Annotated in this window: 16 protein-coding genes; 4 read left to right on the forward strand and 12 right to left on the reverse strand. The window is 33.1% G+C overall.

Annotated elements, in window-relative coordinates:
- Nucleotides 1-132 precede the first annotated feature (132 nt).
- Nucleotides 133-528, forward strand: a complete 396-nt coding sequence (locus tag KPF49_RS05880; protein ID WP_183674979.1) for a DUF2614 family zinc ribbon-containing protein — start codon at nucleotides 133-135, stop codon at nucleotides 526-528.
- Nucleotides 529-543: 15 nt separating this feature from the next.
- Here the strand turns inward: KPF49_RS05880 and KPF49_RS05885 are convergent, their stop codons facing one another.
- From KPF49_RS05885 to bcp, 3 genes are all read right to left on the reverse strand, one after another.
- Nucleotides 544-978, reverse strand: a complete 435-nt coding sequence (locus tag KPF49_RS05885; RefSeq protein ID WP_183674982.1) for a Fur family transcriptional regulator — start codon at nucleotides 976-978, stop codon at nucleotides 544-546.
- A gap of 72 nt (nucleotides 979-1050) precedes the next feature.
- On the reverse strand, nucleotides 1051-1992 hold the full coding sequence (locus KPF49_RS05890) for an NAD(P)-dependent oxidoreductase (protein ID WP_183674984.1): 942 nt from the start codon (nucleotides 1990-1992) through the stop codon (nucleotides 1051-1053).
- Between the two features lie 9 nt (nucleotides 1993-2001).
- Nucleotides 2002-2448: a thioredoxin-dependent thiol peroxidase gene (bcp, locus tag KPF49_RS05895; protein ID WP_183674987.1), complete on the reverse strand. Its 447-nt coding sequence runs from the start codon at nucleotides 2446-2448 to the stop codon at nucleotides 2002-2004.
- 137 nt (nucleotides 2449-2585) lie between these two features.
- On the opposite strand from bcp, the gene KPF49_RS05900 reads away from it, so the two are divergent.
- On the forward strand, nucleotides 2586-3878 hold the full coding sequence (locus tag KPF49_RS05900; protein ID WP_183674990.1) for a glutamate-1-semialdehyde 2,1-aminomutase: 1293 nt from the start codon (nucleotides 2586-2588) through the stop codon (nucleotides 3876-3878).
- 11 nt (nucleotides 3879-3889) lie between these two features.
- Nucleotides 3890-4996: an FUSC family protein gene (locus KPF49_RS05905; protein ID WP_183674993.1), complete on the forward strand. Its 1107-nt coding sequence runs from the start codon at nucleotides 3890-3892 to the stop codon at nucleotides 4994-4996.
- Nucleotides 4997-5028: 32 nt separating this feature from the next.
- Here the strand turns inward: KPF49_RS05905 and KPF49_RS05910 are convergent, their stop codons facing one another.
- The 4 genes from KPF49_RS05910 to mutY are packed head-to-tail and all read right to left on the reverse strand — an operon-like array spanning nucleotide 5029 to nucleotide 9038.
- Entirely contained in the window at nucleotides 5029-5637 is a 609-nt protein-coding gene (locus tag KPF49_RS05910) for a DNA-3-methyladenine glycosylase (protein ID WP_183674997.1), read from the reverse strand.
- A complete protein-coding gene (locus KPF49_RS05915; protein ID WP_183675000.1) occupies nucleotides 5634-7376 on the reverse strand; it encodes an ABC transporter ATP-binding protein in 1743 nt (580 codons plus the stop codon). Before KPF49_RS05915 ends, KPF49_RS05910 begins: the two co-directional genes overlap by 4 nt.
- 33 nt (nucleotides 7377-7409) lie before the next feature.
- Nucleotides 7410-7952, reverse strand: a complete 543-nt coding sequence (gene ntdP / locus KPF49_RS05920) for a nucleoside tri-diphosphate phosphatase (RefSeq protein WP_183675003.1) — start codon at nucleotides 7950-7952, stop codon at nucleotides 7410-7412.
- Between the two features lie 54 nt (nucleotides 7953-8006).
- The gene (mutY, locus tag KPF49_RS05925; protein WP_183675006.1) at nucleotides 8007-9038 is read right to left on the reverse strand and encodes an A/G-specific adenine glycosylase; all 1032 of its coding nucleotides are present in this window, start codon (nucleotides 9036-9038) and stop codon (nucleotides 8007-8009) included.
- Nucleotides 9039-9069: 31 nt separating this feature from the next.
- On the opposite strand from mutY, the gene KPF49_RS05930 reads away from it, so the two are divergent.
- A complete protein-coding gene (locus KPF49_RS05930) occupies nucleotides 9070-10041 on the forward strand; it encodes a metal-dependent hydrolase (RefSeq protein WP_183675009.1) in 972 nt (323 codons plus the stop codon).
- A gap of 25 nt (nucleotides 10042-10066) precedes the next feature.
- Here KPF49_RS05930 and KPF49_RS05935 read toward each other — a convergent pair whose 3' ends face one another.
- The 5 genes from KPF49_RS05935 to KPF49_RS05955 are packed head-to-tail and all read right to left on the reverse strand — an operon-like array spanning nucleotide 10067 to nucleotide 13908.
- On the reverse strand, nucleotides 10067-10816 hold the full coding sequence (locus KPF49_RS05935; RefSeq protein WP_183675012.1) for a hypothetical protein: 750 nt from the start codon (nucleotides 10814-10816) through the stop codon (nucleotides 10067-10069).
- A gap of 8 nt (nucleotides 10817-10824) precedes the next feature.
- On the reverse strand, nucleotides 10825-12318 hold the full coding sequence (locus KPF49_RS05940; protein ID WP_183675015.1) for a P-loop NTPase family protein: 1494 nt from the start codon (nucleotides 12316-12318) through the stop codon (nucleotides 10825-10827).
- Complete coding sequence (locus KPF49_RS05945) at nucleotides 12318-12632, reverse strand: YfhH family protein (RefSeq protein WP_246562704.1); 315 nt, start codon at nucleotides 12630-12632, stop codon at nucleotides 12318-12320. Before KPF49_RS05945 ends, KPF49_RS05940 begins: the two co-directional genes overlap by 1 nt.
- Nucleotides 12622-13395, reverse strand: coding sequence for a regulatory protein RecX (locus tag KPF49_RS05950; RefSeq protein WP_183675019.1), 774 nt, complete (start codon nucleotides 13393-13395; stop codon nucleotides 12622-12624). The genes KPF49_RS05945 and KPF49_RS05950 overlap by 11 nt, the downstream gene beginning before the upstream one ends.
- Before the next feature lie 9 nt (nucleotides 13396-13404).
- Entirely contained in the window at nucleotides 13405-13908 is a 504-nt protein-coding gene (locus KPF49_RS05955; RefSeq protein ID WP_183675022.1) for an acyl-CoA thioesterase, read from the reverse strand.
- Between the last annotated feature and the right edge of the window lie 19 nt (nucleotides 13909-13927).

A 13927-nucleotide genomic window follows, 5' to 3' on the forward strand; every position in this document is an offset into this window, starting at 1 on the left:
CCTAGAAAAATATAGTCAAGCATTTTTATAAAGTTTTTTAATAAAATTTTTGTAAAGTTTCTGTGAAGAAACACTTTCTATATAATACAATATAAACTATCTTTTGTATATAATAAATTTTGAGGTGAAATTATGCGATTACCAGGCAATAAGATATTACGCATTCGTGGTTGGGCACTTGCACTTATTTTTATAGGAATGATTGTTATGTACGCGGGGATGTTTTTTAGAAACATTCCATGGTTAATGCTCATCTTCTTAATACTCGGTATTATTCCTATTTTACTTAGTTTTGTTATTTACTTCTATGTAGGAATGATTAGTGCACGTGCTGTTAGAGTACAGTGTCCAAACTGCGGTAAACATACAAAAATTCTCGGTACAGTCGATTATTGTCAGCACTGTAAAGAACCTTTAACGTTAGATAAAGATCTTGAAGGTGAAGAGTTCAATATCGACTACAATGTTAAACACCGCCGAGAAAAATTAAAACAAGAAATGGCAGAAAAAAAGAGTAGAAGCAATTAATTGCTTCTACTCTTTTTATTTACATGAATGACATCGACCATATAATTCTAATCTATGTCCATCAACATCCATTCCAGTAAGTAGACTTGCGAGTTCTTCTACTTCTTCTAATGCTGGATACTGGAAATCCATTATTTTTCCGCAATCCTTGCAAATTACGTGATAATGCGGAGTCGTTTTAAAATCAAAGCGACTCGACGCGTCACCATATGTCAATTCAGTAACGAGTCCAGTATCTTTAAATAACTTTAAATTATTATACACTGTCGCAACACTCATATTTTTATGATTATGTGATAATGCTTTAAATATTTCGTCAGCTGTTGGGTGTGTTTCAGTATGAATTAAATACTCTAACACCGCTTTACGTTGAGGTGTTATTCTAACACCTGTCGCTTTTAACTTTTCAATAGACTCCTGAAATGTTTCATCATAGTCTAAGATCGCCATAGAACTTAACCTGCTTTCATAACACAATATATAGTATAAGTGTACAAACCCTATCTATATATTGTCAAATGTCTAGTATCCTTTCTCATATGAAACTGTGTTAAATAATTCTTTATCGTTTAAATAGTTCTCTAGATTTTCTAAAAACATGTCGAGTGCACGCTCAGTGTAGAGATCAGTACGAGCACTTGCATGCGGCGTTACTGTAATATTGTCATATTGATATACAAATGAATCTGATTCTAAAGGCTCGTTATTAAAGACGTCTAATATTAAATGATTAATTAGTTTATTATCTAATACATATTTTAATGTCTCATCTGTAATTAAATCCCCGCGACCGATGTTTAAGAACACTGATTCATCGTTCATATTTTCAAAGAAATCTTTACCAACTAAACCTCTTGTTTCTGTTGTACTTGGTAAAATACTTACAACAAAGTCCGCTTCTTTTAAATGATTATTTACGTCATCAATTTTATATGTTTCGTCAAAGTATTCAACATCGCGACCTTTTGTGTTAAAGCCGATCACTTTTACATTGAATGCTTTTAATAATCGCGCAAGTTCTTTACCAATTTCTCCAGTACCTAAAATGATTCCTGTCTTATTATATAATTCGTCACTTTTCAGTTTTGAATCCCACTGTCCTTCTTTTTGAAGGTCATAAGCAGTGAGTAAGTTTTTATAATATGAAAGCAGTAAACCAATCGTATATTCAGCCATTGGAATTTTGTGAATACCACTTGCGTTCGTGATTATCTTTCCTTCATATATTTCTTTAGGTACATTGTCGACACCTGCACTCATTACGTTAATCCATTTTACTGATTTTAATAAGTCGACCGCTTCCTCATCTAAATTTTTACCATACGTATTAAAAATATCTACATCTTTTAATAGTTCTTTACTTAAAGGTTCTTCATTGCTGACATACGTAAATTCTACATCTTTTTCTTCTAATGCTTTTAAATCTTTTTCATTAAGTTCTGCATTTGAAACAATTTTCACCATATATTATCATTATCCCTCTTTTAAAAATTCAAGTACTTGTTCGACGTGTTTTTTGGGGCTTACTTTATCAAAACGTTTTAAAATTTCGTTATTTTCATCGACGATAAATGTCGTACGTACAATACCTCTTACTTTTTTACCGAAAACATTTTTGTCTCCAATAACATCCGCTTCAGCCGCAAGTTCATTATTTTCATCAACTAATAAGTCAAAGTTTAAATCTTTTTTCTCTATAAATTTTTGGTGTGATTCTTTACTATCACCACTTACACCGTATACTTTTACGTCTAATGCATTAAATTCTTCTATATTATCTCGAATATCACATGCTTGAGTTGTACAACCTGGTGTATTATCTTTCGGATAAAAATAAATAACCGTCTGACCAGTTAAATCTTCGTTAGTTACAATATCTCCATTTTGATTTTCTAATTTAAATTTTGGAAATTGTGCCATTATTTATCTCTCCTATTATTTACTTAACTTATCTATACCTTATTTTTAATCTATTTAAACCTACAGCGTCATAATTAAAGTGTCGATTTAAATATGTTACTATATTAATAATAAATTTATAATAAAGGATGACAAAGATGTATAGTCATAAAGAGTCAGAACAATTTAGAAATCGCGCAGAAAATATCATTTTAGGTGGTGTAAACTCTCCATCAAGATCTTATAAAGCCGTTGGTGGTGGTGCACCGGTTGTTATGGAAAAAGCACAAGGTGCTTACTTTTACGATATCGATGGCAACAAATATATCGATTACTTAGCAGCATACGGACCAATTATCACAGGGCACGCACACCCACACATTCATAAAGCAATTACTGAGCAAAGTGAAAAAGGAATTTTATATGGTACTTCAACTAAAGAAGAAGTATTATTTGCTGAAAAAATTCAAGAAGCGATGCCGAACTTAGAACGTATTCGTTTCGTTAACTCAGGTACTGAAGCAGTCATGACGACAATTCGCGTTGCAAGAGCTTATACAAATCGTAATAAAATCCTTAAATTTGAAGGTTGTTACCACGGCCACTCAGATTTAGTGTTAGTCGCTGCAGGAAGTGGTCCGGCTCAACTTGGTACACCAGATTCTGCTGGTGTCCCTAAAGCAGTTGCTGAAGATATGATTACTGTTCCTTATAACGATATTGAAGGTTTAAAACAAGCATTTGAACGTTTTGGCGATGAAATTGCTGGAGTATTAGTTGAACCAATTGTCGGTAACTTTGGTATCGTTGAACCTAAAGACGGCTTTTTAGAAGCAGTGAACGAAATTACTCATGAACACGGGGCTCTCGTTATATACGATGAAGTTATTACAGCATTTAGATTTATGTATGGTGGTGCACAAGATTTACTCGGTGTAAAACCAGACTTAACAGCGCTTGGTAAAATTATTGGTGGTGGTACACCAATTGGTGCTTACGGCGGACGTAAAGATATTATGGAATCTGTTGCACCGCTTGGACCAGCTTATCAAGCAGGTACGATGGCAGGTAACCCGTTATCAATGGCAGCAGGACTCGCATGCTTAGAGGTTCTAGAAAAAGACGGTGTATATGAAGAATTAGAACGTAAAGGTAAACGTTTAGTTGAAGGTATTGAAGAATTAATTGAGAAATACAATATCAAAGCAGTTGTAAACCGTAAAGTCGGTGCCTTCTCTATCTACTTCACTGATAAAGACGTTACTGATTATATTGGTGCTGAAGATACAGATGGAGAAGAATTTAGTAAATTCTTTAACGGTTTAATCCGCCGCGGCATTAATATCGCTCCATCAAAATACGAAGCATGGTTTATTACAACAGCACATACTGATCAAGATATTGAAGATACGTTAGAAATTATTGAAGCAGTCTTTAAAGAAGACTTTTAGGAGTTGTTGTTATGAAGTTTGGCGCCCGAATATTAAAAACGGGAATAGCAGTTGTTTTAGCTTTACTTGTTGTACAACTACTCGGCTTAACTCCAGGGTTAATCGCTGGGATTGCGGCAGTAAACGCTCTCCAACCGAACGTGCACCGAAGTTTTTCTCAAACGTGGAATCAGTTTAGAGGAAATATTATCGGTGCAGTCGCAGCGATTGTAATGGTGTTATTATTCGAAAGTAACTTAATTGTCGTCGGTTTAACAATTATTTTAGTGTTATCGATTTTAATGTTTTTCAATTTACAAAGTGTATCAGGACTTGCGGTCGTTACTGTTATTGCAATTATGGATGAACCACTCGGTGCTGAAATGACAACAGGAGATTTCTTACAAACAGCAGCCGTCCGTTTCTCACTCGTTATGATTGGGGTATTATGTGCATTAGTTATTAATCTCCTCATCATTCCACCTAAATATGAAGATAGATTATATAACCACTCAGTCGTAATCACAAATGATATTTTTAAACTCATTCGTTTAGAACTAAACGGTGCGAGTGATGCAATCACAATTCGTAAAGACGTTAAAGCATTAGACCAACGCGTCAATAAATTAGAAACACTTTATGATTGGTATAAAGAAGAACGCCCGTACTTTAGAAAATCTACAGTCGGCGACTTAAGAAGTAAAATATTATTTAAACATGTTGTCATATTAACGCGTGATGCGTTCATCGTTTTAGAAAGTTTAAATCAATTAGAAAATGACTATAAATATTTAAGAGAAGACTTCATTAATCGACTCCGTTACGAAATGGATCAGTTAATGGCGTATCACGAACAAGTACTTTTAAAAATCTCTGAAAAAATTCCACCAGAGACGTCAGAGTATTATCAAGATAATTTATATCATTATGAAAATACGCTAATCGAACACTTTTTAGAAGATTATCACGAACTCATCAATGAAGATGTACGATTAAAATATGAAAATATATTAAATAGTATTACAGCAATTAATGAGTATCACCACTCTATTAGACAAGCTGATCGTATTACGAATAGTTACTTTAAATATCACGAAGCTGATGAAGAGTTATCAATTACAGAAGAAACTTTAGATTAAAAAAACGTTCGATGGAATCCATCGAACGTTTTTTACTGCCAGCCATTATTTTCAGCTTGTTTTCCTTTAAAACGACTGACATGCTTATTTCCTTTTACGATGAAGCGGTATAAATAATCTACTGCTTCTTTTTTATTGTCGATACCGATTCGCTTTGTTGCAACTATCTCCTTAGGCGTTTTTCCTTCGTAAATATCAACATAACCTTCGTTTAATCGTTTACCGTTATGCGTATCTCTTTTAACTCCGAGTGCTTGTGTGAGTTTACCCGGCCCATCTGTTAAATTCACCTCTCGACCACGTCGAGAGATCATTTCATCAATACCTTCAGCAGGTTCAATTCCGCGAATTAAAATTCCTTCTGGTAAGTCTTTAGTCGTCACGAAGTTCATACAGTGATGTCCATGCATCGTATAAACATATATATGACCGTATGGCTGAAACATCGTGCTATTCTTTTTATTTTTCACACCACTAAACGTATGAGCTGCACGGTCTTTCGTACCTAAATACGCCTCGACTTCTGTAATATACCCACTCGTCTTTACACCGTTTGTGTACGTTACAATTTTTTTACCGAGTAATTGTTTTGCCGCTTCAATCGTATTTTCTGATAAAAAATCAATGTTTAAATAACTCATATTTCAACATCCTGAATGCTATATAATCGATAGTATGCGTCACCTTTATTCAGCAGTTCTTCATGTGTACCACTTTCTACAATTTCACCATTTTCAATCACGTAAATCGTATCTGCATGAGTAATTGTAGATAATCTGTGTGCAACAATAATTGTCGTTCGGTTATGTGCGAGATCTTCAAGCGTTTCTTGAATAATTGCTTCACTTTCTAAATCTAACGCACTCGTTGCCTCATCTAAAATTAAAATTGGAGGGTTTTTTAAGAATACTCTCGCGATTGCGATTCTTTGTTTTTGTCCCCCAGATAATTTCACCCCACGTTCACCAACTTCAGCATCGTATCCGTTTGGTAAGCTATTTATGAAAATATCAGCATTCGCGCGTCTAGCTGCTTCATAAACTTCTTCGTCTGTCGCATCTGGTTTTGCCATTAATATATTATTTTTAATCGTGTCTGAAAATAGTATATTATCTTGCATGACCATACCGATATTATCTCTTAGCGAGTGAAGTGTAACATCTCGAACATCTGAATTATCTACTTGAATGTTTCCATCAGTGACGTCATAAAATCTCGGAATTAAGGAAACAAGTGATGATTTACCGCCACCACTCATACCAACAAATGCAACTGTTTTTCCAACATCAATATTCATATCGATACCGTTTAAGACAAGATCATCTGCTTCATTATATTTAAACTTCACATCATTAAAGCTAATTTCTCCACGTACATCTTTTAACTCGTATGCATTTTCATTATCAGTAATATCGTATTCTTCGTCGATTAGCTGAAATATTCTGTCCATTGATGCAATACTTTGCGTTAGCATTGTTGAAGATGACACGAGTCGTCTTAACGGACCATATAAACGATCTAAATAAGCAATAAACGCTGCAAGAACACCGACAGTTAAATTACCCTCGATGACTTGATATGCACCAAATCCTATAACGAGTAATGGTCCAATGTCTGTAATTGAATTCACAGTCATAAAACTATATGCTGTCCACTTTGCGTGTTGTGTCGCTTTTGTTAAAAAGTTGCCATTGACTTGATCGAAACGTTCTTGTTCATAATCTTCAATTGCAAAACTACGAATAACGTTAATGCCTGAAATTCTCTCGTGTAAAAAGCCCTGTACTTCTGCAACTGCTTGAGAACGTTCACGTGTTAATTTACGGAGTCTAGAAAAGAAGTACCATACTCCGAGAATATAAAACGGGAATATAATAATCGACACGAGTGTTAACTGCACGTTCATAGAGAACATAATTGCTAAAGCAATTAAAATCGTTGCAAAATCTAACCATAAGTTCATAAGCCCTGTTAAGATGAAGTTTTTCGTTTGCTCTACGTCGTTGATTACTCGTGAGATAACTTCTCCAACTTTATTATTTGAATAATATTTTGAACTTAACTTTTGTAAATGATTATATAAATAATGTCTAATATCATAAAGAATTTTGTTACTTGTCCACTGTGCTAAATATTGTCTGAAATATTCGACTGGCGGACGAATTAAAACGAATATAACACTGAATAACAGAAGTACGCGCCACATCTTGTCTAAACGTTCAGCATTCGTCAACCCTTCAGCCAAAATAACGTCGTCAATCGTATAGGCGACAAGTAACGGAATAAGTAATGGAATACCGAATTTAATGATCCCAATAATAATCGTTAAAATCACTTGCCACGTGTACGGTTTAACGAACTGTAAATATCGCTTAATCAACTATTTTCCTCCTCAAATAAATAAAACCAATCTTTATGATTGGTTTAACTCTTTGTAACGCTCATACCATATGTGTACAAAATCTTCCGCAAACGGGCCTCTTTTTTCTTCAATCCATTCTTGAAGAATATCCACTTGTGAATGAAGAATGTCGTCGATGTCTTTACTGTATTTCATCTGTTTTTTATGTTGAATATATTCATCTTCATCAAGTAAATAATATTTACCATCTGGGAATAATTTAATATCTAAATCATAATCTATATATTTGATGGCTTCTCCGTCATAAACATATGGTGATGCTAAGTTACAGTAGTAGTAAATACCATCTTCTCTAAACATACAAATGACATTAAACCAAGCTTCTTTATGAAAATAGACAAGTGCAGGCTCTCTAGTGACCCACTTTCTATTATCGCTTTCTGTCACTAACGTATGATTATTAGCCCCGATAATAATATCACTCGTCGCTTTTAAAATAAGAGTTTCATGCCACACTCTATGAATTAAACCATCATGTTTATAACTTTGAATTCTAATTGTTTGACCCGTTTTTGGTATGGTTTCCTGAATCATTCGCCACACCTCTTTTTCCTTTGTAAGTATATCATATTGTACATATTAACTTTACTAAATCGTTTCGTCGATATACTTATAAACTTTTTGCATCGCAACACTCATTGGTAAGTCTCTAACATTAGATAGTGGTACAAAATGGTCATTTTTGTCTTTCGTATAAACGACGTAAATATTCATGTACCAAACTTTATGCGTAAATACATGCTTTTCTTCTCCAATTGGTTCAGTTAGACTCGACAATGTTAAGTTTAATTTATCTTCAATATTTTCGATACTCGTATCGATGTCATACTTCGGAAACTTATACATGCCTTGAAGTAAATCATCTGTCTCTTTATAGAGATAAACTTCATTGTTATCATTTAATATAAGGTAAATATTGTAGTAGTATTCTTTTTTAGCTTTAGATTTCTTCTTAAACGGGTATTGATTAACAGTGTTATTTTTAAAAGATTCACAGTATGATTGTACGGGACATGTCACACATTTTGGAATACGTGGTGTACAAACTGTAGCACCGAGTTCCATCATCGCTTGGTTAAAATCTCCTGCGAAGATTGGCATAAACGTTTCAATATGTTCTTTGATTGAAGTAATCGTTTTTTGTTTAGAAATATCCCGGTCATCTTCAGTGAGTCTTGTCATAACTCTTAACACATTACCATCCACTGCTGCCACTCGGTGGTTAAAAGCAATTGACTGAACAGCCCCACCGATATAAGGGCCAACCCCTTTTAATTTTAAAAATTCGTTTAAATTATCTGGTACTTTTGAATGGTAAGAAGATTTAACTTCTTTGACCGCTTCATGGAAGTTACGAATTCTATTGTAATACCCTAACCCTTCCCATTCCTTAAGTAAGTTTTCACTACTTTCATCTGCGATGGAGTCTAACGTTGGGTATTTATCTATAAAACGATTATAATAAGGAATTACAGTTTTTACTTGAGTTTGTTGAAGCATCACTTCTGATAACCATATTTTATATGGATCGTTCGTCTGTCTCCACGGCAAATCACGACGAACTTCGTAATACCAACTAAGAAGTGATTCGTTAAATGATTTATAGTTCAAAACATTCACCTATTCTATTAATTAAATGAGGAGTATATATATGGATACTGTAACACATGGATTAATGGGCGGCACGCTCGTTGGATTAGCAACGGTTGACCCACAAGTTGACGCTGTCACTGTTGGGTTTGCTGCAACGATTGTAGGTGCTAGCCTTATTCCGGATATCGATACGGTATTAAAATTTAAAGACAACGCAACATATATTAAAAACCACCGCGGAATTACTCATAGTTTACCATTTACGTTTGTCATATGGCCGTTATTACTTGCGACATTATCAAACGTATTATTCGGTTTAGATTTTTTCCATATGTATTTATGGAGTTTACTCGCTGTGTTTTTACACGTGTTCGTCGATATATTTAATATGTATGGCACCCAAGCACTAAGGTTCTTTGATAACCGGTGGATTCAACTTGGTCTTATTAACACTATTGATATCCCAATTATGACATTACTTATATTACATTTAGTATTATGGGGATTTGGATTTAACCCGGTCACTTGGTTTTTCATAATTTACGGTATTATTGCTATTTACTATGTCGTACGCGCTTTATATAAACAGATGCTTATGAAAAAAGTCAGTCGACTACTACCTAACGATGAAATTTTACGACTCTTTGTCATGCCGACTTTAAAATTCTTTGAGTGGCGTATTGCACTTGTCACTAAAGATAAATTTATCGTCGGACGTGCATTTAAAACACAAGTCGTGATTTACGATGAATTTGACAAAATTGGACCACTTGAAAAAGATTTATATCAAATCGTTAAGGATAATAAAGATTTTAGAGCATTTAGTTATTTTTCAAGTATTTATAGATATGAGATTACTGAAATTGATGAATCACGAATTGAAGTAAGATATATCGATTTAAGATATTTAAAAAACGGTCATTATCCGTTTGTTTGTATTCTTATATTAAATAAAGATAACCAAACAATTGAATCTAGTTTTACAGGTTGGGTATTTACTGAAGAAAAACTTCAACAAAAGATAGCTTAAAATAACGATCCCATTGAGATAAATCTCAATGGGATTTTTCTTTTTTCATATAAATATTTGATTTTGTATATAGTCTATAAAGTGCCATATATATTAGTGTCACTTCAGATAAAAATAATATATCATTTGGAATTCTATTTGTAGACCAAGATACTTTTACTGCTGATAACTCAATACCATACACGATATAATAAAACGGGTTTAGCACAAGTATATTTTCTAATACACTCGGTAAGTTTTCGCTAATATAAAATACCGGTGTTAACAATATTAAAAGTATAAAGAGTATCACATCAATATATTTATATTTAAAATGTTGACGAAATTCAATATAAAATATTGTGAACGGAATTATTAAAATCATACCAAGTAATACGTAATATCCTAAAGAAATGATACGTAACATAAATTCTGTCGTTTTAATCGATAAAATCGCACTATATATAATAGTAAATAATAAATAAATGACTGTTTGAAATACGATTGTTGGAATGACGCGTAAATATATCGGTATATAGTTCATCTTAATAATCGAATCTTTTCTATTAATCTCATAGTAGTTTAAAATTGTTGAACTATATAGCCAAACCGCAGCAGTAAGTCCTATAACGACATACGTCATTCTAGTCATTTGACTCGCACTTAAAAATGACAGACCGACTGCTAGAATAATCGCAAAGAAGATATAAATAAATGTCGGAATTAAACTTTTTACTACATTACGGCCTTTAAATGTAAATGTTTTTCTCCATAAGTAACTTATTTTGTCATTCATATACTCACCTATCTACTCACATAGACCCATGTATTATTTGGTGCGTCATATAACACAAAACCACCATCTGTTTTATAAATTTTATAATCTTCTTCTATATTAAACGCTTTTTTAATTTCTTTTTCGCCGGATCCACTCGTTATAATTCCAATTACAGTATCTTTATCGATTAAAAACGTAATATCTGTATTATCGACAGTTGCTTTATAGTCGTTAATATCTGATAAAGTAAAGTCACTCTCAATGTTTTCTACTGGTTGATTTAAATAATTCGCATAAAATAAGTGGTTGTCTAAATAATCGTCACTCATATACTGAATCATCGCGTCATAATCGATCGTTTCAAACATACTCGACGGATTAAATAATAATACATCATCATTAGAAACCGTTTCTTCGTTACTACCTATACGAACATTCAGTTTGTTTTTCTTAGTTTCAGTCACTTGAACTAACGCATATTTTGGTAATGTTTGATCTTGTAACTTTAAATCATCGTTTAGCACAAAACCATAACGTAGTCTTTCAACTTGAACGTCTTCTTCAGTATCTTCAGCAACTTCTACAAATGGGTGTTCTTCTTTTGTAAATTCAAAATCCATAATGACTAATAAATATGACAGAACCATTGTAAAAAAGACAACGAACGCGATAATTAATTGCTGAATGTTTAATTCATCAATAAACGATTCGTTTTTACGGTTTCGTCGTTTTAAACCATGTTTAAAATTCGATGGTTCATACATTCGTTCTTTCCATTCTAAATCAAACAGCGCTTCCTCGTCGACGCTGCGAATTTGCGAACGTTTTTTCATATAGTCATTATATACTTGACGTCCCTTTTGAACTGTTCCTTCAAATCTCATTTGACCATAACTGAGCCAAACAAAATGATTGGCGAGCTTTTCAATCGGCTCAAATTTAGATTCTAATAAAAACACACCATGCTCTTTTTCTTCTAACGTGTTAATGATTGATTTTAAACGATTAAATCCGTCATCGTTTAAATATCTGAAAAAGTTATTATATAGCGTAATATCCGCTTGAATCTCTGAAGAAATTTCAAGTAAAACAACAGCAATGTCTTGTCTAGATAGCTGATCCACTGACTTTTCCCAGTAGTTAAAAAAGATAGGATGTCTCTTTAAAATATCGAGTGAAACTTTCACATCTTTTTCATTCATAAACTCTTCTAATATTTCTACAACAAATATATGTAATGGTTTTTTGTTTAATATATGATCTTCAACGTCTAAGCTTAAAAAAGATACATCATATTTCACCCGACCGTGGTCAGGCTTTAAGTGTCCGGCAAACACATTTTTAAGATATTTTAAAGTGGAATATTCACCTAGTATACCAAGGACTTCTCCTCGATATAGCGTTGTATTTACATCTTTTAAAATAAGATGTGTTGGCTTTAAAAAGAACTTCGTTTCTTTTGTACGTTCTTTTTCCTGATAAACGAGCCCTGTAGATTTGTGGAGTATGATATCTTGCATTATTTTTTATCTAGCTGTAATAGACTGACTGGAATCGCAGTCTCTGGCTCGTCTCCACCAATATAAAAGCCCCACGCAAAAATCCCTTTTAAATATTCCACTTTAAAGTAATGATCTTCGTTTGAAATCACTTTGTAGATTTTACCTGGTTGAATTAATGATAAATCGACCATATAACATTCTGCAATTAGCGCTTGGCGCTCTAAAACATGATACTCATTAACAACGCCCATCATTTCAGCTTTACGCATTTTTTCTCGTGTTTCTTGAATATAGCGTTCTAATTCAACCCTAGTCATCGTACTAAAATTCATCTTCAATTCCGCCTATCTTCTCATTGATTTGGTCGTAACTAAACCCTCGTCTTAATAGTGCTGCCGTCACTTTTTGTTTTAATTGAAAGCCTTCGTGCTTTCTTTTTAATCTATTATAATATTTTTCAAATTCTTTCTCAAAATAATCTGTGTCATCAAAGTATATATCATCTGGAATAAATTCAAAATTTTCACTTGTATATCCGTCACGTAATAACTTTTGCTTTAACTTCATGGTGAAGTGATTTGACGAGCCTTTATATTTTTTTAATTCTTTTTGAGTAATTCTTTGAATTCTTTCATTATCGACTTTTTCATTGAAATACTCAACTTCATTTATAATAATATTTTCATCGATATTTTTTTCAAACAATTTTCTTTCAAGATGTTTTGGACCTTTATCAGTCGTGTTAAATATCGTATTATTTAAACTTCTCGCATAGTGCTTGTCGTCGATATACCCTTCTTTTTCTAAACGATCAGTTGTTTTTTTAATGACATCATTACTATAAAATTCACTTAAATTATCAATAATCTCTTGTTTTGATCTTATTTTATACGATATATATTGAATCGCTCGAATATATGCGCGGTCGTATTCAATAGAAGTTTTAATTTCTTTTAATGTTTCTTCGTCAATTTCACGATTAGGTAATAACTCGTATTTTACGAGTGATTCTTCGTGTACTTTTAGTCTTGACTGGTCACTAAAATATACATCGTAAAAATTATTTTTTAATTGAACGACACGCTCTACTTTCATAATTTCCTCCTAAAAGAGTTGTTTTTCAATATATTCCGCAAGTTCTTTCGTATGTTCAAGTCTTTCTTTACGTCTATTGACACGTATTTCAGCAGTATCATATAAGAATTTTAATGTTTCTGAATCGCATTCAATTTCTGGTACTTCTAACGGCTTACCATTCTCGTCAACCGCAACAAATGTCATAAAGCAAAATCCTGTTAAAATTTTACCTTCTTCAGAATGATTCTCACGTGACACTTTCACCATAATTTCCATTGAAGATCGACCAGTATAAGTTACAACACCTTCTAATATGACAATATCACCGAGTTCAATTGGTCTTAAAAAGTCCATTGAGTCAATTGAAGCAGTAACTGTCTGTGCTCCAGAGTGACGTCTTGCGGTAATTGCTGCGATATCGTCAATTTGAGACAGTAACATTCCACCAAACATCGTATTGTAGTTGTTTGTATGTTGTGGGAAGACAATTGCTGACTTTACTGAATATGATTCTGACATTTTCTTTTTCATCGTTACACCTCTAAATGAT

Source organism: Nosocomiicoccus ampullae (assembly GCF_019357495.1).
GTDB lineage: Bacteria > Bacillota > Bacilli > Staphylococcales > Salinicoccaceae > Nosocomiicoccus > Nosocomiicoccus ampullae.

Excerpts from the sequence above, each read along its gene's own strand:
- KPF49_RS05940 (WP_183675015.1), bottom strand. The coding sequence starts at position 12,318 with ATGCAAGATATCATACTCCACAAATCTACAGGGCTCGTTTATCAGGAA.
- KPF49_RS05890 (WP_183674984.1), bottom strand. The coding sequence starts at position 1,992 with ATGGTGAAAATTGTTTCAAATGCAGAACTTAATGAAAAAGATTTAAAA.
- KPF49_RS05955 (WP_183675022.1), bottom strand. The coding sequence starts at position 13,908 with ATGAAAAAGAAAATGTCAGAATCATATTCAGTAAAGTCAGCAATTGTC.
- KPF49_RS05880 (WP_183674979.1), top strand. The coding sequence starts at position 133 with ATGCGATTACCAGGCAATAAGATATTACGCATTCGTGGTTGGGCACTT.
- KPF49_RS05930 (WP_183675009.1), top strand. The coding sequence starts at position 9,070 with ATGGATACTGTAACACATGGATTAATGGGCGGCACGCTCGTTGGATTA.
- ntdP (WP_183675003.1), bottom strand. The coding sequence starts at position 7,952 with ATGATTCAGGAAACCATACCAAAAACGGGTCAAACAATTAGAATTCAA.
- bcp (WP_183674987.1), bottom strand. The coding sequence starts at position 2,448 with ATGGCACAATTTCCAAAATTTAAATTAGAAAATCAAAATGGAGATATT.
- KPF49_RS05950 (WP_183675019.1), bottom strand. The coding sequence starts at position 13,395 with ATGAAAGTAGAGCGTGTCGTTCAATTAAAAAATAATTTTTACGATGTA.
- KPF49_RS05945 (WP_246562704.1), bottom strand. The coding sequence starts at position 12,632 with ATGAATTTTAGTACGATGACTAGGGTTGAATTAGAACGCTATATTCAA.
- KPF49_RS05885 (WP_183674982.1), bottom strand. The coding sequence starts at position 978 with ATGGCGATCTTAGACTATGATGAAACATTTCAGGAGTCTATTGAAAAG.
- KPF49_RS05905 (WP_183674993.1), top strand. The coding sequence starts at position 3,890 with ATGAAGTTTGGCGCCCGAATATTAAAAACGGGAATAGCAGTTGTTTTA.
- KPF49_RS05900 (WP_183674990.1), top strand. The coding sequence starts at position 2,586 with ATGTATAGTCATAAAGAGTCAGAACAATTTAGAAATCGCGCAGAAAAT.
- KPF49_RS05910 (WP_183674997.1), bottom strand. The coding sequence starts at position 5,637 with ATGAGTTATTTAAACATTGATTTTTTATCAGAAAATACGATTGAAGCG.
- KPF49_RS05935 (WP_183675012.1), bottom strand. The coding sequence starts at position 10,816 with ATGAATGACAAAATAAGTTACTTATGGAGAAAAACATTTACATTTAAA.